A 21,670-nucleotide genomic window follows, 5' to 3' on the forward strand; every position below is an offset into this window, starting at 1 on the left:
TTGCTGTTGTTTACCGCTCCAGGGTACTATCATAAATGCATTCTATTGACCGGGTCATTTTGACTACATTGAAATTTTCTTGTATAGTTTGCCCGGCAGCCTTACTGATCCTTTGTGTCAAATGCCGATCATGATAAAGCTGTAAAAGAGCTTCGGCTAGTTTTTTTGGATTTTGAGGCGGGATAAGTAATCCATTTTCTTCGTTGACAATTACTTCTCTGGCTCCGTCAATTGCGGTTACTACCACAGCTTTTTCCATAGCCATTGCCTCCAGCATACCTATGGGTAATCCTTCCCATAGTGAAGGCAAACAATAAACATTTATCGCATTCAGCACGTTTGGTACATCTTGTCTGAAATCCATGAAAATGATTCTGTCAGTTACATTAAGCTCTTTGGCAAGTTTTACGGCATCATTTTTTAAATCTCCATCACCTACAAACAAAAATTTAATGTCCAGATCTTCAGGCATCATCGCAATTGCCCTTACCAGAGTAAGCGGATCTTTTTGAATCGTCATTCTGACCACGTAACCTATCACAAAAGTATCTTTACTTAATCCTAATTCTGCTCTTAAATCAGAGAAATCGGCATCTGGATTAAATTTATTTAGGTTTATACCATATTTAACAACGGTAGCACGCTTCATCGGAAAAAGCTTTTTTGCATCATTAAGATTGTTGTCTGAAACACAGATCGTCAACCTTGATTTGTTGACCAGATATTTTTCCCCTAAAATTCTGAAATTTCGCAATAAAAATTTTTGATCAGGATGAAAAGACCAACCATGAACGGTATATAATACGGGAATGCCCAGTTTATTTGCACTAGAAAAAGTATTAGAATTAGCTCTTGTACCATGTGCATGTACGATGTCAATTTTTTCCTTTTCCAGGATAGCATGCACAGCACCCCACTTTGTAAAATCAAACGGTGTTTCTGTTTCAATTACATAAGTTTTGATCCCCTTAGCCTTCATCCGGTCAACCATTGGACCTTCAGTAAAAGAAAGTACAATGCTTTCATACCTATCCTTATTTAATTCCTCTACAAGATCAATAACATGGGATTCTCCACCACCAATTTTACCCTGGCGTATAGTTTGCAGTATTTTAATTTTTTTTGTTGTATTCATTCTTTTTCCTAAATAGACTAAGGCTTTACATCCTTAATTTGAGACCGGTATTCGTGTTTTGTAGCTACAGAAAATTTATTGGCCTTGTTTGCTTTCAGCAATGCAGCTATTTGATAATATATAAAACTAGGAGCATTTTTTAAAGACTGATAAATCTGTTCATTGGCCTGAAAATACTTCAGGGCTTTATAAAACATAAAAATAAATAATAGCCCTCCTATAATCCAGCCATAGAGTAGTTCGGGGAAAATAAAAAGATCAAAAAAGCCAAATAAACCACTTAACATCAGTAACATAAATAGTGGCGGGCGCAACAACATCAGGCTAAATAGAAACTGATTTCTATTAAAATTGATCACGGCGGTTACATTCATCTTAATGCCGAGTACAAAAAACTTAAACCAAGTATTGATCCATCTTGCTCTTTGTTTAACCAATTGATCTGATTTGGCCGTTTTCTCATCATAAACAATTGCCTTTTCTGCAAAGGCAATTTTCAACTTCCGTTTCAATAACTCGTATTGTAAAATTTTATCAAAGCCGGCACCTCCGATTTGCTGGTGTTCCAGACATGTTCTGTAAATGGCAGTGGTAAATGCCATTCCCGATCCGGCCAATGATGCAGAAGATCCTGCATCAAACAAAAGCTTGCGATCGATGAACCTATAATAAATGTCGCCAGCTTCATCAAGACAGGCATATTGGGAATTTAAATTTTTTGCTTGTCGTACACCCTGAACAGCAACATATCCCCGATCAAATAACTTATTTAGTTCATTCAAATATTCCCTATGAACTAAATTATCACTATCGATAATGGTCAGTCTTTCATGCAGTCTTTTAAAGTGTTGAATGGCATAAAAATGTGATTTAATATTACTTGCTAAAATATTTTCCGGTCTGAGTACAATAACTTTAGGATCGGAAAAAGTAAGTGAAGATATATCACAATTGTCAGCTACAATATAAATCAGATAATTGGAATAATCTAAATTAAGCAGAGAATCAACAACTGATGGAATCAGGTCCGTTTGTTCATAAGCTGTAACGATTATTGCATAATCTGCCTGATCAACAGTGGTTAAAATATCAGGTTGTTCCCTATTACCTCTAGTCAGTGTAAGCAGATATAAGATAAATGGGTATACTAGATGAAAACCAATAACACATTGCAAAAAAACGAGTAAAATAATTGGCCAGCTTGTAAGAAAAAAAACAATCATTCGATAAGTTATTTAACTTTTAGCATTTTATCAATTTCATTAGTCATTTTTTTTACACTTTCTTCCCATGTATGAGTAAGCGCGAAATTTATTCTCTTCAGTTTGGAAGCTTCATTGTTTTCGGCCAAAGCAATTCTGATCAGCATAATGTAATCCTGACCGGTTTCAGCAAGATAAACAAAATCTGCAAAAAACTCCATTGTTTTCGTTTTAGTAGCGACTACAGCTTTTCCCATAGCTAAATACTCATCAATTTTCCTTGGATAGTTACCTATAGTGATTTCATTGAGCACTTGCGGATTAATACAGACGTCAAATGAATTGATGTATGCGGGCAACTCATGAACAGGTTTTTGACCGGTAAAAATAACATTCTGCATTTGATGCAGTTTGCTTGATTTAAACTGTTCATCTTCAGGACCAACGAGCACCACATCACATTCTGGAAAAGCTTCAGCGATTTCTTCAATAACCTTTAAATCTAACCGTTCGCTATTGAGCGACCCGACATACCCTATTAATTTTCGGTCAAGGTTCTTTAATTCTTCAGGCACCGGAGTTGTTACTGCAATAAAATCCCGAACATCGCATCCCTGTCCTACATTGAATGAGTACGGGTTATATTGTCTGCAATATTCAGCAAGATATTCAGAATTACTAAAACACAAATCACTTTTCGCAATCAGAAGAGGTTCCAATCTTACACCATGCTTCTTCCAATAATTTACCCCAATCATATAGTCTCTGGAGTAATAAATGCTCAAAGTGGGCTTAAGGTATTCTTTTAAATAAAAAGCTTTAAACATCTCATTATCATTAAATAGAATTACGTTTTGAAAATCTAATTTTTCAATCGCACTAACTATTGATTTTGATAGTTTACCATTATTATTTTTGTTCAAAAAATTAAATAGTTTTGAAGAGTTAATCCAATTGATGGATTCAACAATACAGTCTGTATATAGGTTCCATAAATTATCCTGAACCTGATAAAGTCCCTCTTCTTTTTTACGGATTACCTGAAGTCTTTTTTGAATACGGGGGTTATTTTTACCCCTCATCATCGTAATTCTATCCAATGGGGAATTAATGTATAAAACCCTATTGGTTTTACTAAACTCCAATGCAATATCCTTACAATTACTACCAATTTCTGTATCCCAGGGCTGCTGACCTATGATAATGATGTCATTTTTGAATCCCATTTACCAAGTAATTGAATGAATCATATCCAGACTAATATTTTTTAAAATAAAGGCTGAAATTAAATAGTACATACCTATATACATATCTGATAAAATTAATGACAATATGATCTCTTTTTTTCCAGGAAGTTCTTTCCTGGGTCATGGTACTTGGTTCAGAGGAGGTATTGATCTGCTCAAATACTGTTTTAAACTGATCATATAATAATCCTTTCCCCTTCTTTTGTAAAAAAGAGATCATCATATCAAACTCTGTTTTTTCGGGATTTTTATTTTCAGCATATCTTCCAAACTTTTCTAAAAAATTGCTACGCTTCAGATGCGGATGATCGCTATACAAAGGGAATTTGTCAAGATTAAAAGAAAAATGGTTAAATACCATCTCTGAAAATCCTTCTTTGTAAGGCTTTTTATGGGTGTATTCTAAATAAGAATAGAATCTTACTGTATCCAATTCAGGCTGATTCATTAAAAATTCCAGCCCTTTTGAAAGTGGGATATAACAACCGGGTAACGGAATAAAATCCTCCTGAACATACAAAGTATAAGTTGAATTTACTGCATCCTGGCCTTTATTAATGTTATTTCCAAGACCTTTATTTTTAGCAGTGGTAATTAGATTAAATTGATAACGATGCTTTAGTGTTTGTATATATTCCAAATGCTCAGGCTTACTTCCGTCATCTGAAACCACAATTTCATTAAAAGAACAATCAACATTTTCAAAATTCTCCAATAGCCGCTCTAAAGATCTGCTTCTATTGTAATGCGTTACAAGTAGCGTAACATCTTTAAAGTGATGAGTTTTCTGATTCATGGGATATTTTCAGGTGTATATATTAATCAGGTTAATTTGTCCCAGTTTTTAGTAACCGGATTGTATTTTTTTATTATCCTGGCTGGATTTCCTACCGCCACACAAAATTCGGGAATGTCTTTGGTTACTATACTGCCCGCACCAATCACCGAGTGCCTACCTATCGTAACCCCTGCAGTGATAACACTATTGGCACCTATCCACACATCATCAGCAATAGTTATAAGTTTACAATTTACTTTTTGCTGTGACGGTGATACATCAGCATCCTCAAATCCATGGTTCAATCCTGATGCTACTATATTTTGAGCAAACATTACATTATTACCTATAGTAATTGGACCAATGATCACGTTTCCTAAACCAATAATCGTATGTTCGCCAATATTCACATCTCCAACACCATTATTTATTGTAGCAAAATCCTCAATAATTGATCTGGAGCCTAAATTAAATTCATTAAAGGGAAAAACGTCCATTCTTGTCTTTCTTCTGATTATGGTTTGCTTTCCCCTTGTATGTCTAAAAGGATTAAGAAACCATCTTACCCATAATCTCGGCTTATGATCATTGGCAGGAATTAAAAACAATAATGCTATCTTTTTAAGCCTGGGGTTAGATTTTATTGTAGAAATGAAAGATGGCATATCTTATGTATTATTATCAGTTTAAAATTCTTCCTGATCTTCTTCTCGTTTCATTGTATTAAGGCCACTGATAATCCCAATGATAAAACAAATTAGAACAGGGAGTGCAAATATTTCAAAAGGCATAGCGTTACAGTTATAAAAATAAATTACTCTTTTCTTTATTTTGCAATTCCGGACTGGAAAAAACCAAAACCCATGATAAATATACAACAATTGAAGTAGGCATAGTATTAATCACTTCATTTCCATAGCTGCAAAATAAAACACCGGCATAACCAGCTGTCAGTGCAATCATTTTGATTTTCAGTGCCTCATCTTCAATTTTCCAGACAATGCCACAACATCGTCCTAAAATAAACAACATAATACCTAGCCAAAGGGTAAGACCAACTATGCCATACATCGCCCAAATTTTAACAAAATAACTATCGGGCTGAACAGTAGACAAATATTTATCTTGATTATATTGTGTACCAAACGCACCAATAACCCCTAGTCCGCCACCAAAGGGCCTGGTGCTCATATATACTCTTAAATTTCTTTGCGTATTGAAACGGACATTTAACGAGGGGTCCTTAGGATTAAGCGCTGACCTTAAGCGGTAAATCTGATAATTGCCATCCCCAATATGGGTGAATTTGAGAAAACCTAAAAAACCTATCGCTAATATTCCACCCCAGAAGAGTACCTTAAATTTTTTACTCAGAAATATAGCTAAAAAGCCACCTACAACAAGGGCAAACAATGCACCTCTTGTTCCTGAAATTAACATGCCATACAACAGTAGAGCCGCGCATGCTAGAAAAGCAATTCGTTTCCATAGCTTAAAGGGACCAAGTGCCAAAATTAAGGCTATTAAACCAATATGTGCTTGAGATGCGCCAAACTGCCCGGCATCACTATAAAAAGAGAACACCCTTAATCTTCCCCATAAAATATGGGTTATGGAACCTCCGGAATCTAAAAACTGCTGTTCTCCTCTTGAAGGGCCAATGTACAATTGTTTAATACCGTTTAAAGCAGCTAAAGCTGATAATCCAATAATAAGAACAAGAAAAGTGTCTAAATGCTTATTCTTGTTTAAGATCAAAAACCCAAGTGGAATGATTAAAAAAGGATATAAAGCAGCCGATCTGATTTCCATAAGCCAGGCCATTTCATTTGATCCCGGATTTAAAACCTGTAAAATGCTCACTAAGAACCAAAATGACATTAGAAATAAAAGGCTGGAATTTAGTGCCTTCCAATCCTCTTTTGGTACACTAACAAATGCTGCAATCCAGGTTAACAGTATAAGGCCCTCTATAAGTGTCCCATATGGAATTCCTCCGATTTCTCTGGCAGGAATTCCGAATAGAAAGCAATAGGCTATTAAAATATATAAAAGGAAATTCCTCATGTTAAATTAGAAGTAGTGCTTCTTTTTGATCACTAGCTACGTCTTGATACAATTTCTACTTTGTTCAGCACCCAACCCAGAAATCCAGGCTGTTTTTTGATGTAGTTCACAAATTGTTTATCATTATCATGAATTGAGCAACCAGATTGAAATACTGCAATATTTTTCTCTGTAAACAACAACCACTCTTTTGCAAGATTGATATCATGAAGGCTATTTATATCAATAATAATAAGGTCAAATTCTTCACGGAGTACTTCAAAACCTGCCTTCAACGTTTTAATGTTCTGTAATTCCAGTAAAGAGTTTCTTGCAATATTCTTATTCATGACAGTGATGAGATCCTCAGTGTGAATTTCCCTTTTGATCAAAAAGGTCTGGAAATTCTGACCAGTAGTAAGCCCTTTGGTATCAGGTTTTACAACAGGTAGTTCATCTGCTATCAGCAATACTTTCTTACCTGTCATAGCGAAGGCATAAGCCAAACTATAAGCAACAAATGTTTTTCCAACTTCAGCAGTTAAACTAGTTATACCCAGAATTTTGCTATTATCAAGATCCATACCTGCACTGATCTCAAAGCGAAAAGATCTCAGAAGGTCTCTAAAAATTTCATAATTTTTATTATCCTCCTTGTCATCCCATATATTTCGCATGTTCCTTTCGTCACTTGTAATTCTGTTAAGTACACCTATGGTTTTAGATTTAGTGGCAAGCTCAAGCTGATTTCCAGTAGTGATGGACTGGTTCATGATAAAAAATAAGAACAAGCAACCAATTGTTAAGATCAAGCTGGAGAAACCAGCTCCGGCAAGGTATAAATTTGTTTTTGAAGGCTCTGCGTTTCCTGGCAATCCCATCTGATCAATTTGCAACCGCAGCCCCATATTTTGTTCTGTCCGCGTACCATTGTAACGGTCAAGTGCTGCCATGTAATCTTTGGTTGCTAAATCTGCCTCCCGCTGAAAATTTTGAATATCCGCATCATAAGGAACCATACTATTGTATTTGCCTCTTAAACTCCTCAATTCTGCGTCTAATGAGCCTAAACTACTCTTAGCCTGCTGAATAGCTATTTCAAGGGCCAATTTTTGCTGAATTAGCCCTTGTTTTGAAGCTTTCGGGTCCAACACATTTTCTTCTGCATTGAGTACGCCTTTTGCCGCCATAATTCTGTTCAGGGAATCAATTCTCTTTTGGTCAGAAGCCTTAAAACCACCATCAACCCATCTGTTATTGGCTATTTCCAGTTGTTTCTTTAAATTAATAATTTCCATATTATCCGATCGGCTGCTTCCTGAAAACACAGGATCTCCCCCCCTCAACTTGTTATCTATTGCAGCTATACCGCCAAGGTTAGACTGGATCAACTTTATCGCATCAGCCCGCATTGCTTCGTTTTGAGAAATTTGCGCATATACTGCGCCAGACTGACCTTCTAAATTAAGTACCCCCTTTGTTCTTTTAAAATTTGACAACGCCTCATTCTTGGCATTCATCACTACCTCTTTCCTTTTCAGTAAGGAATCCAAAAGAACGATTGAATTATTTTGATTATAATTTACATCGGCGCTATAATAGGATATGAATTCAGCAGCAAGGGTGTTAACCACATAAGCAGAAAGGTCTGGATTTTCCGATTCATATTTAAGACTGATAAAATCACTGTTATCTGCATGCGTAATTTCAATATCTTTCTTAAAACCATCTTCACCGTATCCCATAGATGCGACAATATCATAGAGTTTATATTTTCCTTTGTTATCGCTTAATGTCAATATTGATTTATTTAATAACTTTTCTTTAAATAACCTGATCACTTCCTGTCGATCCTGTTGATTTAAGGAGTCAATATTTGGACTGTATTTCCTAAATGCTTCCTTTGGTTGTTCTAAATCATGTAATATCAAATTATATGATAAAATGTTGATGATTTTTTTTAGTTTCAACTTTTCCATAATACTATTGAATTGTTGATTAACCTTAAAAAAGTCAACGTTCTGATCAGAAATCACTTGCTTAGAAGGATCTAATAATCCTGTTGCAATCTGAACTTCCGAACTATACTGACTGGGCAAATTTTTAACCAGGTAATAGGTAATGCTCACAGCAATTATTGGCACAATAATTACTACCCATTTGTATTTATATATATACTTCAGGAATGATTTAATATCCATTTATGAATTGCTTTATTCGGGGGATTACTTTTTAACGTCAGAAAGTTTAACTCCGATCATCTCTTCTAATAGATCTTTTGCTTTCAAGTAATTAACTTCAGCTTGAATCTGGCTAAGATCAGTACCTGATTGTGCTATTCTTGACTGATTGTAAGCGTCTAATGTAATCTCACCTTTTTCAAATTTATTCTTTAAACTTTCAGTAACACTTTTATTATCCTGGGCGCTTTGAGTATTAATTTTAAGTTGCTTTAACATTAATATATAGTCATAATACCTCCTTTTAACTTCCATTGTAAGCGTAGTATTATACTCTTCATCCTCTAACTGGCTAATTTTATACTCCCCCTTTGACCTTTTGACATCAAATGGTTTGGAGAGGAAACTTCCCAAACTTATATTCACACCAAATTGAACCCCATTTACATTATAAGGATTTATTGGATCAATCACCCTTCGGTCACTTGGTCTGTAATAATAAGATGCATTAAATATATCCAGATAGGACAGCTGTGAAGTAGTAACTCCCACTTTGGATAACTTTACCCTTTCTTCAAACATTTTTTTTCTAGGGAAGTTTTTCTTGGCCAAAGAAATGTAATTCTCCAGATCATTATAATTTATTTCACCAATTACAGATTGTTGGGCGGAAGCTCCAAAAGCTATAAACATCGAAGAAAATAGGGCAATTTTTAGTAAAGTTTTCATGGATTCTATTTAATAAATAAGATGGTCAATTTTTATTTTTTATGTGGTTGATATTATACTTTTTCTTTTTGTATCAATGCAGGTATTGTTTTTAATATGATCTTAAGATCCAAAAAGATAGAATAATTATCTGCATAATAATTATCCAGTTCTTTCCTTTCTGTCTCCGACATATCTTTTTTTCCCCGCTTACTGATCTGCCACAAACCTGTTAAACCTGCAGGCCCTAAAAACCTTGTCGACCATTCATTTGTAGTCAGCTGTTCAGCCTCATATAATGGCAGTGGTCTGTTACCGACCAGCGACATATCTCCAATAAATACATTGATCAACTGAGGCAGTTCATCTATACTGGTTCTTCTCAGAAAGGAACCGAGTTTTGTAATTCGCGGATCATCTTTAAATTTAACAAAAGCAGCCTTACCATTCTTTTTATTGGACTCATTCGAATATTGGTTCAGTTCAGCAATGGAAGCAATCATTTGATCGGCATCACTGCGCATTGACCTGAATTTATAAAAATCAAATATCCTGTATCCTGCTCCTACTCTTTTACTTCTGTATATCACCTCACCTTTTGATTCGAGTTTAATCAAAATGGCAACAACAACAAAAACAGGTGTTAAGAACAATAATGCAAAACCTGAAGCCAAAAGATCAAAAACCCGTTTGGTCAAAGGAATCTGATACTCCACATCCATCTGTTTAGAGAGTTCCAGCAGCTTTGGCTTGATCAATTTAAATTTTATCAGAAAATTCAGCCTTTCGTAAAAATCTTCAATCGGGAAAGGATAAGTATAATAATCATTTACTTTTAAGTCCAGTGCTTTCTTTCTCCATATTTTATCTTCCTTAACACCTAACAGTACAATAACCAGCCCATGAAGCAATGGATTCTTCTTGATGTACTTTACCTGATCAAAACAATCCTTGTTGTCATCTACCTCTATTAATATAATATCCGGTAAACTTAATAAAGACTGGTTATCCAGATGCCGCCTAAAATCATCAGGATTTTCTAAATGCTCTATATTAAAATTCGAATCAAAATCTTCAAAAACCACACTTTTGAGTAGTTTACCAAAATACACAATTTTTGCATTGATCTCAGGTCGATTTATAGTAGCTGTTATCATCATGAGAGGAGTTGTGTGATATGGGATTTTAAAATTGTAGGATTAAAAGGCTTCTCCACAAAACGATCTATTTTAAAGGGCATTTCTTTTACTTTATCCTCCAGATCATCAGCACCGGAAAGCAATATAACTGGTGTATTTCTATAAAAACCGCTTATTTTAAGATTTTTGATCAGTGTACTTCCGTCAAAATAGGGCATCATTAAATCAGAAATAATCAGATCAGGATCATTTCCCTCTTCCAGCCAGGCTATCGCTTCAATACCGCTTGTTTTGATAACCAATGTATAAGTAGATGATAATATAAAATTTAACAATTTGAGTATGCTTGGTTCATCGTCAACAACTAATATTATTTTTTTAACGCCTTCCTTACTCTCCATGGCTTATAAAGCATTTTTTTGGTTTATTAAAATTAATTCAAACGTAAACAAATAATTTCAACTAACTTGTTTTATTAAAGGTTTTTATAATTAAATATTCGTTTTATTTAAACTAAGTGTAAAAGTAACATTTTCTTACAAAAAGAATCAATAAATCATGAATTTTAGTGAAGTTGGGGCATATCTTTCCCAATTGAGCCCTAAATAAGGTTCAAACACCACATTCTTTCTTAAGGTTACTTAGCTTTAACAGTGAACGATCCCTCTCGAACTTCCCCCTCTTTACAGGAATTAAGCTCATTAGAAACAACACGTCCATAAGAATCTATGACCATTAACCGGATACCCTGGGCCTCGAGCGATTTAACCTGGGTCTTCAGATTGAAATCCGTTACATAAAAGAAAGGAATATCTTCGCTTCCATCTTTTATATTTACGTTATAATCTTTGTTTTGAACAGAATAACTTACCTGACAATCTTTACATTCAACTCTTAATATTCCTTTGTTACTGAGTACAACATTAGACAAATCATCTGTGAGGGATTCCTTTTTACAACTGCAAAAGGATAAAATGAGAAGAATCAATAGGGTGGTTGAGATTTTCATTTTTATTACTTTTTTTCAGAAAAACTAAATGAAAAAATCAGGCCACTAACATGAACAGGTAATTTTTTAGATCATTTTAACTCAATAACAGCTTATTTACAGGCCATATTCACATAAAAAGCATACATACAGGCGACATGTTATTGGGATACCCCTAAATTTAAAAACAACAACAATCCCCAAAATTCCCCAAAACGTGTATCAAAAGCACCAACATTTTAAAAACAGTCACCTTCTTAACGCAAAAACCAATTACAAATCATTCCGTATATATTCCATCAAGGCCCTTATAGGGGTAACTGAAATTTTATATAAAAAATACTCTTATAAATTAATAAACAAAACACTTATAATGAGTATATTAGCCAAATAATTATTAAAACACCGTTAAACAAACTCAGTAAAATGCTTTTTTATAGGTTTTGCTCATCTACATGTGATATAAATCACTATTTTTACTTAGTTGTTGAGAACAGCTTATCGGCAACCATTTTCATATGAAATACACACCTCTTCCCGAAAATGAGAAAGAACGATTAAGGGTATTACACAACTCTCAGGTATTTGACCCGACGTACGAGGCCCATTTTGAACGCATCACAGAATTAGCAGCCTCCACATGCGATATACCAATCGCATTTATCACCTTGATTGACCAAAATAAACAATGGTACAGATCAAATAAAATCTTCACTAGTGATGAAATTGCCATAGAAAATGAATTTTATCGTCAAACAATAAATTCTGCCGGAATTCTCGAAGTACTGGATCCGGGGGAGGATATCCGGTTTATAACCAATGCAAACCATCAGTACATTAAAATCAGTTATTATGCAGGCATTCCCCTGATTGATTCGAGTGGGAATATTATAGGCACTTTATCTTTATTTGATACCAAACCCAAAAATGAACTTACTTCCAAGCAAAAAAGAATAATTGAACTGCTTTCTATTGAAGTCATTTCTTTAGTGAATGAAATTAAGAGTAAAAAAGAACTTAATCATTTTTTAAAACTCTACAAATCTTCCCACGACCTAATCTGCGAGGCTGATATTGATGGTTTTTTAAAACGGGTAAACCCTGCTTTTACAAATACTCTCGGATGGCAGGAACAAGACTTGCTCAATAATTCTTTTTATAGTTTTATTCATCCTTATGATTTACAACCCACAAGCGATGAATTAAAAAAATTAAGCGATGGAAAAAATGCTGTAAACTTCAGCAATCGCTTTAAAACAAAAAAAGGAGAATACAGAACCTTACAGTGGAGTGTCACCACAGAAACGGATTCTCAGAAAATACTGGCAATTGCAAGAGATGTTACTAAAGATAAAAATCTTCAGCAAAAAATTCTAACCAGCGAGAGCAGGTTAAAATCATTTATCGAAAATGCACAGGGTTTAATGTTTACCCATGATTTATCAGGTAATCTTTTATTTATCAATAACGCCGGGGCCCATTATTTAGGCTACACAAAACAGGAAATGCAGAGCATGGGCCTGTTCGACCTCATCCCTAAAGACCACCATGCTGCACTTAACGATTACCTAAGAGAAATTAAAAATAAGGGTAAAGCCCAGGGGCTAATGACTACTGCACACAAAAAAGGTAACCATATCATATGGATATTCAACTGTGTGCTGGAAAATAACGTGACAAACAAGCCTTATGTTATCTGTAATTCAATTGACATCACAGAGCGGCATAACCTGGTAAAAGAATTAAGGACCAGGAATAAAAAACTTGAACTGGCCAATGACATTGCCCGACTTGGAAACTGGGAACTAAACATGGTTGAACAAAAACTGACCTGGTCTGAAGTTACCCGTCAGATATTTGAAGTAGGGCATGACTTTGAACCAAGTTTGGAAAGCGAACTGTTGTACTATAAACCAGGAACTACCAGGGAAAATAGGTTCAATGCACTTAATGCAGCTGTACTTCATGGAAACAGCTGGGACCTGGAATTAGAACTGCTCACCGCTAAGGGAAACGCAATCTGGATCAGATCAATCGGAGTTCCAGAATTCCTGGAAGGACGCTGTTATAAAATATCTGGCACCATTCAGGACATCACCAAAATTAAGCGCATGGAAGCGAACTTAATTTCGGCAAAAGAAGATGCAGAATCAGCCAATAAAGCAAAATCAGAGTTTCTGGCCAATATGAGCCATGAAATCAGGACCCCATTAAATGGTATCATCGGATTTACCGATCTGCTGATCAAAACGCAGCTCAATGAAACCCAGCAACAATATCTTTCTATAGTTACACAGTCAGGTAATGCCTTATTAAATACCATTAATGACATTTTAGACTTCTCGAAAATTGAGGCTGGCAAACTAGAGATGAACTGGTCTAAATTCAATCTCTATGAAATGGCAGAAGAATCTGCCGATGTTATAAAATACCAGGTACAAAGTAAGGGCCTTGAAATGTTGTTGAATATTTCGGCCGATCTGCCCAAATATATCTGGGCTGACGAACTCAGACTTAAACAGATCCTGATCAATTTATTAGGAAATGCTGTAAAATTCACTGAAAGCGGCGAAATTGAACTCAAGGTAGAAGCACTGACAAACCCTGAACTACCTGAAATTAAATACCGTTTTTCTGTGAGGGACACAGGTATAGGCATTAACCCCGATAAAAAGCTTAAAATATTCGATGCATTTTCACAGGAAGACGCATCTACAACAAAAAGGTATGGGGGTACAGGATTGGGCTTAACAATTTCCAACAAATTATTGGGGCTAATGAACAGTCAGCTCCAGGTTGAAAGTGTAATTGGTAAAGGAAGTGTATTCTATTTCGAAATTATCCTCCAGTCTGAGCCAGGTGAATCCATTGAGATACAGAACCTGGATAAGATAAAGAATGTCCTGATTGTTGATGATAACAAAAACAACAGACTGATCATCAATAAAATGTTATCCCTGAAACAGATCAGATCAGTGGAAGCCGGAAGTGGCCATGAAGCGATAAGCATGATCTCTAAGGGTGAAAAATTTGATGTGATCCTGATGGATTACCACATGCCTGATCTGGATGGACTGGAAACCATAAAAAAGATAAGGGAGATCCTGAAAGATTCAGATAAAGACCAACCTATTGTTTTGTTGCACAGTTCATCAGACGAAACAATTATAAAGGCCTGTGAAGAACTGAATGTACATCATCGTTTGTTAAAACCGATCAAGCTTAAGGATATGTACAGCTCACTTTTCAGGGTAATTTCTAAGAAAACTGAAAAACCGGGTGCAGCCGTACAGGAAGCAGAACGAATGGACGATCCGATCCAGGTTTTAATAGCAGAAGATAATGCGGTTAACATGTTACTGGCCAAGACCATTGTAAGACGAATTGCACCAAATGCCACTATATTCGAGGCAAAAAATGGTCTGGAAGCGCTGGAACTTTATAAGACAACCAAAATTGATATCGTTCTGATGGATATTCAGATGCCTGAAATGAATGGCTATGAAGCTACAAAAAAAATCAGGGCAGTAAGACATAAACCCCATACCCCTATAATTGCATTAACTGCCGGAAATGTTAAGGGAGAAAAAGAGAAATGCTTTGCGGCAGGTATGGATGATTTTATATCCAAACCCGTAGTAGCACATACCATTGCGCTTTCCCTGAAAAAATGGCTTAAGAACCCTACGGAAGACCCACATAGTGATCTGTCCCTATCGCCATCCGACGATTCAGATTACCACTTCAATATAGAATTGCTAAAAGAATATGTAGGTGATGATGAAACTGTTTTAACAAAAGTACTGGCACTCCTCAGAACCGAACTGATGAATTTCTCCAAAGAATTTAAGGAGCATACTTCAGTTAGAAACCTCAATAAGGTAAAGGAACTGGGTCAAAAGGTTTACGATACCGCAATAGTTTCCGGTTTAACTGCACTTGCCGTTATTGCAAAAAAAGTAGCTTCCGTTACTACTTACGATGAAACCGAAATTAACCAGTTGTTGGCAGAGGCCCAACAGGAAATCAAAACAGCAATAAGCTTAATTGTCAGATAATGTGATCAAATAAAAAAACCGGAAAAATTTCCGGTTTTTTTATTTATAAGACAGGGCAATTAATTCTTAGGTTGTACCCGGCCCGATTTTCTGTCCTGTCCTCTTCCGATCAGATAACCTGTACCAGCACCTACAACACCTCCAATAATAGCACCCCTGCCATCTTTTTTGTCAATAAGCACACCACCTAACGCTCCTGCACCAGCACCTATCACAGCGCCTTTAGCCGCCTGGCTCCAGCCTTTTTTCTTAGCCGGGGCAGCTGTTTCGCTACTATACTGACTGTTACTGGCGGCTTGGTTCCGTTCAGATAACAGCAGCATCCTTTTTTCTTCTTTTGCCTGAGCTAATTTGGCTTCTTCTTTTTCTTTTACCCTTGCTGTTTCTGCCCTTTTAAAACTATCAAGTTTCAAACTATCTTTAATGGCTGCTACAGCCTTTTGCTTTGCCAATGCTTCTTCTTTGGCATTGTTTGTACACGCCGAAAGCATTAAACCCAATATCATTATAGAAAATAACTTTTTCATAACTTTACATTTAATTAATATTATATAGACCTGAAAAAATGATGCCAAGATTACTTATCTGTTAAAGAAGAGTGGCCCGGGGGCTCTCTAGTATCATTCTGATCATCTTCTCCATCCGGATTTCCTGAAATCCGATCATTGTCACTGTCCAGATTACTATATATGGAACGTTCATCTGATGATCCATCGGCATCAAGGCCAAGGTTTTCCTTATATTCTTCGTTTAAAATTGATTTCCCGGATTTCTTCTCCTTTATTTTCTGCTTCACAATAAATACCTCCTTAAATATTAAATTGTATTTATAACAATACAATACCAGCAAAAGTTTACACCTGAGTTCCCTTTTCTCTAAAACTACCTGCCTGCAGGGCCATGTTTAACATTTTGATATTAAAGTTCAATTGATTATTTTCACAGCGAAATATATATCATAATTATGCGTACAACAGGAAAAGTTAAATGGTTTAATTCTGCAAAAGGATTTGGATTTATAACTCCGGAAGATGGAGGAAAAGATATTTTCGTGCATTTTTCTGCAATTGCAGGAGATTCATTCAGAGAACTGAACGAAGGGGACAGTGTAGAATTTGAATTGAATGATGGCAAAAAAGGTCCTGAAGCCCAAAATGTAACAGTACTTTAACTCGCAATTTATTCTATTAAAAAAGGGGGGTTGTTTAAATATAACCCCTTTTTCATTTTAAATTTCTACCAAACAGAAATACATCAGATGGGCCAACCAACAGCTCCGCTCAATTTACAAACGATAAGCATATTAGGTTGCGGCTGGTACGGAATCGAGTTGGCAAGGGAACTTGTTGCAAAAGGTTATACCGTAAAAGGATCCAGCACCACTGTACAAAAACTTCAGCTACTTGCTGAACAACAGATACAACCTTTCCTGGTCAATTTTGAAAAAGATAAAGAAAGCTACGATCCCCTGTTCTTTAAGACAGAGCTATTGTTTGTATGCATTCCCCCAAAACGAAGTGAAGGTCAGCAATCTGATTATCTACATAAAATTCAGCGGATCTGTACCGCGGCCCAACTTCATAAAATATCAAATCTGATATTTATAAGTTCAACAGCTGTGTATGGCGATCACAATGAAGAGGTAACAGAATTAACTGTCCCCAATCCTGAAACCGCTTCAGGTAAAGCCATTCTGGACGCCGAAAACCTTTTAAGCACACACCCCGGTTTCAATTGTACTATCCTTCGTTTTGGGGGCCTTGTTGGCCCTGGCCGACATCCTGGACGTTTCTTTGCCGGAAAAACAGATATACCCAACGGCCTTGCCCCTGTAAATCTCATTCATTTAACCGACTGTATAGGCATCAGTATACACCTTATTCAACATAAAATAGCCAACACCGTTATCAATGCATGTTCACCAGACCATCCTGCAAAACAGGATTTCTATGTGGCAGCAGCTATAAATGCCAAACTTCCTCCTCCGGTATTTAAAAATGAATTGCTGAAATGGAAATTAATCACAGGTATTCAGGCACCTTTGTTAAATTATACTTATCAGGTATCCAACTGGGCAAGCTGGTTTCAGCAAGACAACAACTTATAATAACATCAGTACAAAACAATAAATCAAGCTAATAAAGAAACGCTAATTATGAAATTGACAATATTAGGCGCAGCACAGCAGGTAACCGGAAGTATGCATCTGTTACAACTGGATAACTATAATATCATTGTTGACTGCGGACTTGATTATGAGAAAGAGACCTATCAAAACGAAAACCTTTATTTCCCCTTCGATCCTGCAGCTATTGACCTCGTTATACTCACACATGCACATATAGACCATTCAGGGAACCTACCCACCTTGGTGCGCATGGGTTTCAACGGACAAATCCTTTGTACCCCTCCTACCGCCGATCTTACAGAACTACTTTTACTCGATTCGGTAAATATTTTTCTTAGCAAACAAAATAAACGGTCCCGCAGTAAGAGAACCAAATCCGGTCCCGAACCCCTTTACCTGCAAAAACATGTAAAGGATACTGTTGAACGCTTTGTAACCATCAACTTTAATAAAGAATTCCAGATTAACAATCAGGTGTCACTTACCTTTATCCCCATAGGACACTTACTTGGCGCCGCTGCAGTAATATTAACGGTCCATGAAAATGGAACCATAAAAAAAATTGCCTTTACCGGCGATATCGGACGAAAAAACTATCCGTTGCTAACCAACCCACAACCTTTGCCCCCTGTAGATTATCTGGTCTGTGAATCTACTTATGGTGGACGTCTGCATAGTACCGACAGCACGCTGGAACAAAAGCTCATAGAAACAATTACGGAGTCCTGTATCAAATATCCCGGACGGTTGATCATCCCGGCATTCAGTATTGGCAGAACCCAGGCACTGGCATATGCCCTCAACAAAATATTCAGTAATGGATTGCTCCCTTCTGTAAAAATATTTATTGATAGCCCTCTTGCCGGTTCAGCAACAGAAATTTATAGCAAGTACCATCACCTGCTTAATGATGAGGCAATGGCATTTTACGAAAAAAACAACCACAGCTTTGAGTTTAAAGAACTTTCATATGTAAACGATAAACGCGAAAGCTTGTCTGTTTCTAATTACCATGAACCTTGTATCATCATCTCTTCGGCCGGTATGCTCGAAGGTGGCCGGATTCAGGATCACCTTTACTATAACATACAAAATTATTATTGTACCATATTGTTTATAGGATATTGCGCTAAGGGTACATTAGGGAACAGGCTTTTAAGGGGCGACCCCATTGTCCGGTTACGAAACCGTGATCTCATGGTATATGCAACTATAAAACAAACCGATCTGTTAAGTGGCCATGGAGATCACAATGATCTTTTAAATACAGTCAGACATCAGTCTTCCTTAACATTAAAACAGGTATTTCTGGTACATGGGGAAACGAAAAGTATCGGGGCACTGGCCAATGCCCTGCAATCAGAAGGATATGCCGTTTCCATTCCCCAAAAAGGGCAGAGCTTTGAATTGTAAGCCCTGCATGTGGCTAAAATTGTAGCAAATAGTATACACATTTTTGAGTATCCAAATCATAAATCTGTTCTTTTCCTTAAAAGAATAGCACTAATTAAGCTGTTGATTATTAACGCATTCAGAATTATTAATTTAGAAAACAAGCTTTGGCAAGGTTATTACAATCAGGTAAGCATCCAGCAGTTAAAAACTGGATATTAAAACATCTAATTATAGTAATATGAACTCAAGAATTACAAAAACAGCTTTAGCGCTGTCCCTAATAGGGTTATCAACGCAATTATTTGCACAAGATTCAGGTACCCAAGGAGGTAGATTTTCAGAGAAAACTTTTCGCACATGGTCGGTTGGTATTCATGGCGGTGTATTGAGCCAAAATACAATATTCAATGGTAAAGAACGCGACTTTCAAACTGCCAAAGAAAATATCGGTTATGGAGCCTTTATTAAAAAACAAATATTGCCTTCATTAGGTATCCAGGCTGATTTCCTGGGAGGAAAAGTTGAAGGATTAAGGTCTTATGCCGGTGTAGATGCAAATGGCGACAATACCTATCTGAATGGCTCCAGCTATCAAACTAAAATAGACTGGTCTGCTGCCTTAACCGCTGTTTATAACATTGCCAACATCAATATCAACAATGAAAATGCAGTATTGATTCCTTATGTTAAAGCTGGTGCTGGTTACATGAACGCAGGTGCAACAACCACTAACGTTCCGTTGTCTGCTAATGAAGGTTATAAAGAAAGATGGTTTGTTCCAGTTGGTGCTGGTTTTAAACTGGGTGTTGCCAAAGGCATCAATGTTGACTTAGGATACGATGTAAACTTTGTTAAATCTGACAAGTTTGATGGTTTCAATTCTGGTGGTAAAAATGACAAATTCTCTTATGGACATATAGGTTTAGAATTTGCATTGGGAAGCAAAGAAAAGCCACAATTGCAAAACTACAGCTCATTGGCAAATCTGCGTAAACAGTCAAAAGAAGAATCTGATGAATTGAGAAGAGCATTGTCTACTGCTGAGCAAAATGCAGCCAGAGATAGAGAACAATATGCTAAAGACATGGGAGATGATGACAATGACGGTGTAGCCAATAAATTCGATAAATGTCCTGGAACAGCATCTGGTACAGTTGTAGACGGATCTGGCTGCCCTATCAAGGTACAGCGGGAAGTCATCAAAGAAACTAAAGTTGTAGTAACAGAGGCCGACCGTAAAGTGGTTGATGAAGCCATCAAAAACTTAGAATTTGACTTGGGTAAAGCTACAATAAGGGCTAAATCTTATACCACTTTAAATAAAGTAGCTGCTTTGCTGATCGAGAAAAACTTTAGCCTGAAATTAGCCGGACATACAGATAACACCGGATCTATGGCGTTAAACTTACGTTTGTCTAAAGAAAGAGCTGAAGCTATCAAAGCATATTTAGTATCACAGGGTGCAAATGCTTCACGTATCGAAGCAACAGGTTATGGTCCAAACCAACCTATCGCATCTAATAAAACTGCCGAAGGTCGTCAGAAAAACCGTAGGGTAGAATTTACATTGTACTAGTAAAACAGAACGATAAAAAAAGCCCTGGCAGTTGCCAGGGCTTTTTTTTATCTATAGCATTTCCTTAATCCTGTTTAATTTCCTGGCTTTCTTTAGGTACAAATATCAGCGAAGCAATAACCGATAAAATTAATACCCCACCCACAATAGATAATGATAAGGGTGAAGATATATGGTAAAATGGTGCAATAACCATTTTAACACCAATAAATGCCAATATAATTGCCAAGCCATATTTTAACAGGCTAAACATATGAATAAAGTTGGCCAGCAGGAAATAAAGTGCCCTTAGCCCCAATATTGCAAATATATTTGAAGTATAAAGAATCAAAGGATCATCTGGGGCAATAGCAAAAATGGCAGGAATAGAGTCTACAGCAAACAGTAAATCGGTAAATTCAATTACGGCTACTACTACCAGTAAAGGTGTAGCCAGTTTAATTCCATTCTCTACCGTAAAAAATTTGGCACCATCAAACTCTTTGCTTACTTTAAAAAACTTATAAATTACTCTTGCTCCCGGACTTTTACTAAAGTCTTTTTCTTCGTCCTCGTCTTCACCAGCAAACCAGGATTTAATGCCTGCATAGATCAGGAACAGCCCGAAAATCAACAGCACAATATTGATCTTTACCAACTGTCCAAATACAGTCATCTCAGGCAAATAAGTAAGGTTAATCAACCCTACACCTGCAAAAATGAAAATTGCACGGAACAGCAAAGCGCCAATAATTCCCCAAAACAATACCTTATGGTGCAATTCCTTAGGCACATTAAAAAATCCAAACACCAGTATAAATACAAAAAGGTTGTCAACCGACAGGGCCTTCTCTATCCAGTAGGCCGACTGGAACTGCGTAAACTTCTCAAAACCCGAGGTTAGGTAAATTACCCCACTAAATGCCATGGACAAGCTGATCCAGACCACAGACCATATTGCTGCTTCCTTGCTGCTCACTGCATGCACCTTCTTATTAAAAACACCCAGATCCAATAGCAGCATTACTACTACCACAACTGCAAACCCAATAATAACACCGGGATGATTAATCATATTATCCATTTTTATTCTATTTTTTTTTCATTGATC

The 21,670-nt window shown here is 36.4% G+C and carries 20 protein-coding genes; 6 read left to right on the plus strand and 14 right to left on the minus strand.

The annotated features are described in order from the left end of the window. Positions 1-10: 10 nt before the first annotated feature. The 6 genes from HDC92_RS00200 to HDC92_RS00225 all read right to left on the minus strand — a co-directional run bounded on the left by HDC92_RS00200 (position 11) and on the right by HDC92_RS00225 (position 6,120). Positions 11-1,135, minus strand: a complete 1,125-nt coding sequence (locus tag HDC92_RS00200) for a glycosyltransferase family 4 protein (RefSeq protein WP_183871536.1) — start codon at positions 1,133-1,135, stop codon at positions 11-13. A 17-nt stretch (positions 1,136-1,152) separates the two neighbouring features. After that, positions 1,153-2,358 (minus strand): glycosyltransferase, encoded by a 1,206-nt coding sequence (locus tag HDC92_RS00205; protein WP_183871538.1) that lies wholly within the window; start codon positions 2,356-2,358, stop codon positions 1,153-1,155. Between the two features lie 8 nt (positions 2,359-2,366). After that, positions 2,367-3,563 (minus strand): glycosyltransferase, encoded by a 1,197-nt coding sequence (locus tag HDC92_RS00210; RefSeq protein ID WP_183871541.1) that lies wholly within the window; start codon positions 3,561-3,563, stop codon positions 2,367-2,369. Between the two features lie 31 nt (positions 3,564-3,594). Next, positions 3,595-4,380, minus strand: a complete 786-nt coding sequence (locus tag HDC92_RS00215; RefSeq protein WP_183871543.1) for a glycosyltransferase — start codon at positions 4,378-4,380, stop codon at positions 3,595-3,597. Between the two features lie 26 nt (positions 4,381-4,406). Further along, on the minus strand, positions 4,407-5,027 hold the full coding sequence (locus HDC92_RS00220) for an acyltransferase (protein WP_183871545.1): 621 nt from the start codon (positions 5,025-5,027) through the stop codon (positions 4,407-4,409). Positions 5,028-5,163: 136 nt separating this feature from the next. Next, a complete protein-coding gene (locus HDC92_RS00225; protein ID WP_255484266.1) occupies positions 5,164-6,120 on the minus strand; it encodes an O-antigen ligase family protein in 957 nt (318 codons plus the stop codon). A 13-nt stretch (positions 6,121-6,133) separates the two neighbouring features. Between HDC92_RS00225 and HDC92_RS25035 the strand changes: the two genes are divergently transcribed. Further along, entirely contained in the window at positions 6,134-6,397 is a 264-nt protein-coding gene (locus HDC92_RS25035) for a hypothetical protein (RefSeq protein WP_255484267.1), read from the plus strand. A 64-nt stretch (positions 6,398-6,461) separates the two neighbouring features. Here the strand turns inward: HDC92_RS25035 and HDC92_RS00230 are convergent, their stop codons facing one another. The 5 genes from HDC92_RS00230 to HDC92_RS00250 all read right to left on the minus strand — a co-directional run bounded on the left by HDC92_RS00230 (position 6,462) and on the right by HDC92_RS00250 (position 11,444). Then, positions 6,462-8,609: a lipopolysaccharide biosynthesis protein gene (locus HDC92_RS00230; protein ID WP_183871549.1), complete on the minus strand. Its 2,148-nt coding sequence runs from the start codon at positions 8,607-8,609 to the stop codon at positions 6,462-6,464. 24 nt (positions 8,610-8,633) lie between these two features. Continuing rightward, positions 8,634-9,317, minus strand: coding sequence for a TolC family protein (locus HDC92_RS00235; RefSeq protein WP_183871551.1), 684 nt, complete (start codon positions 9,315-9,317; stop codon positions 8,634-8,636). Between the two features lie 53 nt (positions 9,318-9,370). After that, positions 9,371-10,456, minus strand: a complete 1,086-nt coding sequence (locus HDC92_RS00240) for a sugar transferase (protein ID WP_183871553.1) — start codon at positions 10,454-10,456, stop codon at positions 9,371-9,373. Then, complete coding sequence (locus HDC92_RS00245) at positions 10,453-10,836, minus strand: PleD family two-component system response regulator (RefSeq protein ID WP_183871555.1); 384 nt, start codon at positions 10,834-10,836, stop codon at positions 10,453-10,455. Before HDC92_RS00245 ends, HDC92_RS00240 begins: the two co-directional genes overlap by 4 nt. Before the next feature lie 236 nt (positions 10,837-11,072). Next, the gene (locus HDC92_RS00250; RefSeq protein WP_015807773.1) at positions 11,073-11,444 is read right to left on the minus strand and encodes a hypothetical protein; all 372 of its coding nucleotides are present in this window, start codon (positions 11,442-11,444) and stop codon (positions 11,073-11,075) included. A 497-nt stretch (positions 11,445-11,941) separates the two neighbouring features. Between HDC92_RS00250 and HDC92_RS00255 the strand changes: the two genes are divergently transcribed. Next, on the plus strand, positions 11,942-15,481 hold the full coding sequence (locus HDC92_RS00255; protein ID WP_183871557.1) for a PAS domain-containing hybrid sensor histidine kinase/response regulator: 3,540 nt from the start codon (positions 11,942-11,944) through the stop codon (positions 15,479-15,481). A 59-nt stretch (positions 15,482-15,540) separates the two neighbouring features. On the opposite strand, the gene HDC92_RS00260 is transcribed toward HDC92_RS00255, so the two are convergent. Together HDC92_RS00260 and HDC92_RS00265 are read right to left on the minus strand one after the other, a co-directional pair. Next, on the minus strand, positions 15,541-16,008 hold the full coding sequence (locus HDC92_RS00260; protein ID WP_015807771.1) for a YMGG-like glycine zipper-containing protein: 468 nt from the start codon (positions 16,006-16,008) through the stop codon (positions 15,541-15,543). Positions 16,009-16,058: 50 nt separating this feature from the next. Then, positions 16,059-16,277, minus strand: a complete 219-nt coding sequence (locus HDC92_RS00265; RefSeq protein ID WP_143715723.1) for a hypothetical protein — start codon at positions 16,275-16,277, stop codon at positions 16,059-16,061. Positions 16,278-16,445: 168 nt separating this feature from the next. On the opposite strand from HDC92_RS00265, the gene HDC92_RS00270 reads away from it, so the two are divergent. The 4 genes from HDC92_RS00270 to HDC92_RS00285 all read left to right on the plus strand — a co-directional run bounded on the left by HDC92_RS00270 (position 16,446) and on the right by HDC92_RS00285 (position 20,580). Continuing rightward, positions 16,446-16,652 carry a cold-shock protein gene (locus tag HDC92_RS00270; protein ID WP_015807769.1) on the plus strand — a complete coding sequence of 69 codons (207 nt, stop codon included), beginning with the start codon at positions 16,446-16,448 and terminating at the stop codon, positions 16,650-16,652. A gap of 87 nt (positions 16,653-16,739) precedes the next feature. Then, positions 16,740-17,588: an SDR family oxidoreductase gene (locus HDC92_RS00275; RefSeq protein ID WP_183871559.1), complete on the plus strand. Its 849-nt coding sequence runs from the start codon at positions 16,740-16,742 to the stop codon at positions 17,586-17,588. 48 nt (positions 17,589-17,636) lie between these two features. Further along, the gene (locus tag HDC92_RS00280) at positions 17,637-19,022 is read left to right on the plus strand and encodes an MBL fold metallo-hydrolase (RefSeq protein WP_183871561.1); all 1,386 of its coding nucleotides are present in this window, start codon (positions 17,637-17,639) and stop codon (positions 19,020-19,022) included. Positions 19,023-19,242: 220 nt separating this feature from the next. Next, on the plus strand, positions 19,243-20,580 hold the full coding sequence (locus tag HDC92_RS00285; RefSeq protein WP_183871563.1) for an OmpA family protein: 1,338 nt from the start codon (positions 19,243-19,245) through the stop codon (positions 20,578-20,580). 64 nt (positions 20,581-20,644) lie between these two features. Here HDC92_RS00285 and HDC92_RS00290 read toward each other — a convergent pair whose 3' ends face one another. Further along, positions 20,645-21,634, minus strand: a complete 990-nt coding sequence (locus tag HDC92_RS00290) for a TerC/Alx family metal homeostasis membrane protein (RefSeq protein ID WP_238326460.1) — start codon at positions 21,632-21,634, stop codon at positions 20,645-20,647. Positions 21,635-21,670: the final 36 nt, after the last annotated feature.

Origin of the sequence: Pedobacter sp. AK017 (assembly GCF_014200825.1) — a bacterium.
GTDB lineage: Bacteria > Bacteroidota > Bacteroidia > Sphingobacteriales > Sphingobacteriaceae > Pedobacter > Pedobacter heparinus.

Coding starts and splice junctions, on each gene's coding strand:
- HDC92_RS00200 (WP_183871536.1), bottom strand. CDS start 1,135: ATGAATACAACAAAAAAAATTAAAATACTGCAAACTATACGCCAGGGT.
- HDC92_RS00205 (WP_183871538.1), bottom strand. CDS start 2,358: ATGATTGTTTTTTTTCTTACAAGCTGGCCAATTATTTTACTCGTTTTT.
- HDC92_RS00210 (WP_183871541.1), bottom strand. CDS start 3,563: ATGGGATTCAAAAATGACATCATTATCATAGGTCAGCAGCCCTGGGAT.
- HDC92_RS00215 (WP_183871543.1), bottom strand. CDS start 4,380: ATGAATCAGAAAACTCATCACTTTAAAGATGTTACGCTACTTGTAACG.
- HDC92_RS00220 (WP_183871545.1), bottom strand. CDS start 5,027: ATGCCATCTTTCATTTCTACAATAAAATCTAACCCCAGGCTTAAAAAG.
- HDC92_RS25035 (WP_255484267.1), top strand. CDS start 6,134: ATGATTAAAAAAGGATATAAAGCAGCCGATCTGATTTCCATAAGCCAG.
- HDC92_RS00230 (WP_183871549.1), bottom strand. CDS start 8,609: ATGGATATTAAATCATTCCTGAAGTATATATATAAATACAAATGGGTA.
- HDC92_RS00235 (WP_183871551.1), bottom strand. CDS start 9,317: ATGAAAACTTTACTAAAAATTGCCCTATTTTCTTCGATGTTTATAGCT.
- HDC92_RS00240 (WP_183871553.1), bottom strand. CDS start 10,456: ATGATGATAACAGCTACTATAAATCGACCTGAGATCAATGCAAAAATT.
- HDC92_RS00245 (WP_183871555.1), bottom strand. CDS start 10,836: ATGGAGAGTAAGGAAGGCGTTAAAAAAATAATATTAGTTGTTGACGAT.
- HDC92_RS00250 (WP_015807773.1), bottom strand. CDS start 11,444: ATGAAAATCTCAACCACCCTATTGATTCTTCTCATTTTATCCTTTTGC.
- HDC92_RS00255 (WP_183871557.1), top strand. CDS start 11,942: ATGAAATACACACCTCTTCCCGAAAATGAGAAAGAACGATTAAGGGTA.
- HDC92_RS00260 (WP_015807771.1), bottom strand. CDS start 16,008: ATGAAAAAGTTATTTTCTATAATGATATTGGGTTTAATGCTTTCGGCG.
- HDC92_RS00270 (WP_015807769.1), top strand. CDS start 16,446: ATGCGTACAACAGGAAAAGTTAAATGGTTTAATTCTGCAAAAGGATTT.
- HDC92_RS00275 (WP_183871559.1), top strand. CDS start 16,740: ATGGGCCAACCAACAGCTCCGCTCAATTTACAAACGATAAGCATATTA.
- HDC92_RS00280 (WP_183871561.1), top strand. CDS start 17,637: ATGAAATTGACAATATTAGGCGCAGCACAGCAGGTAACCGGAAGTATG.
- HDC92_RS00285 (WP_183871563.1), top strand. CDS start 19,243: ATGAACTCAAGAATTACAAAAACAGCTTTAGCGCTGTCCCTAATAGGG.
- HDC92_RS00290 (WP_238326460.1), bottom strand. CDS start 21,634: ATGATTAATCATCCCGGTGTTATTATTGGGTTTGCAGTTGTGGTAGTA.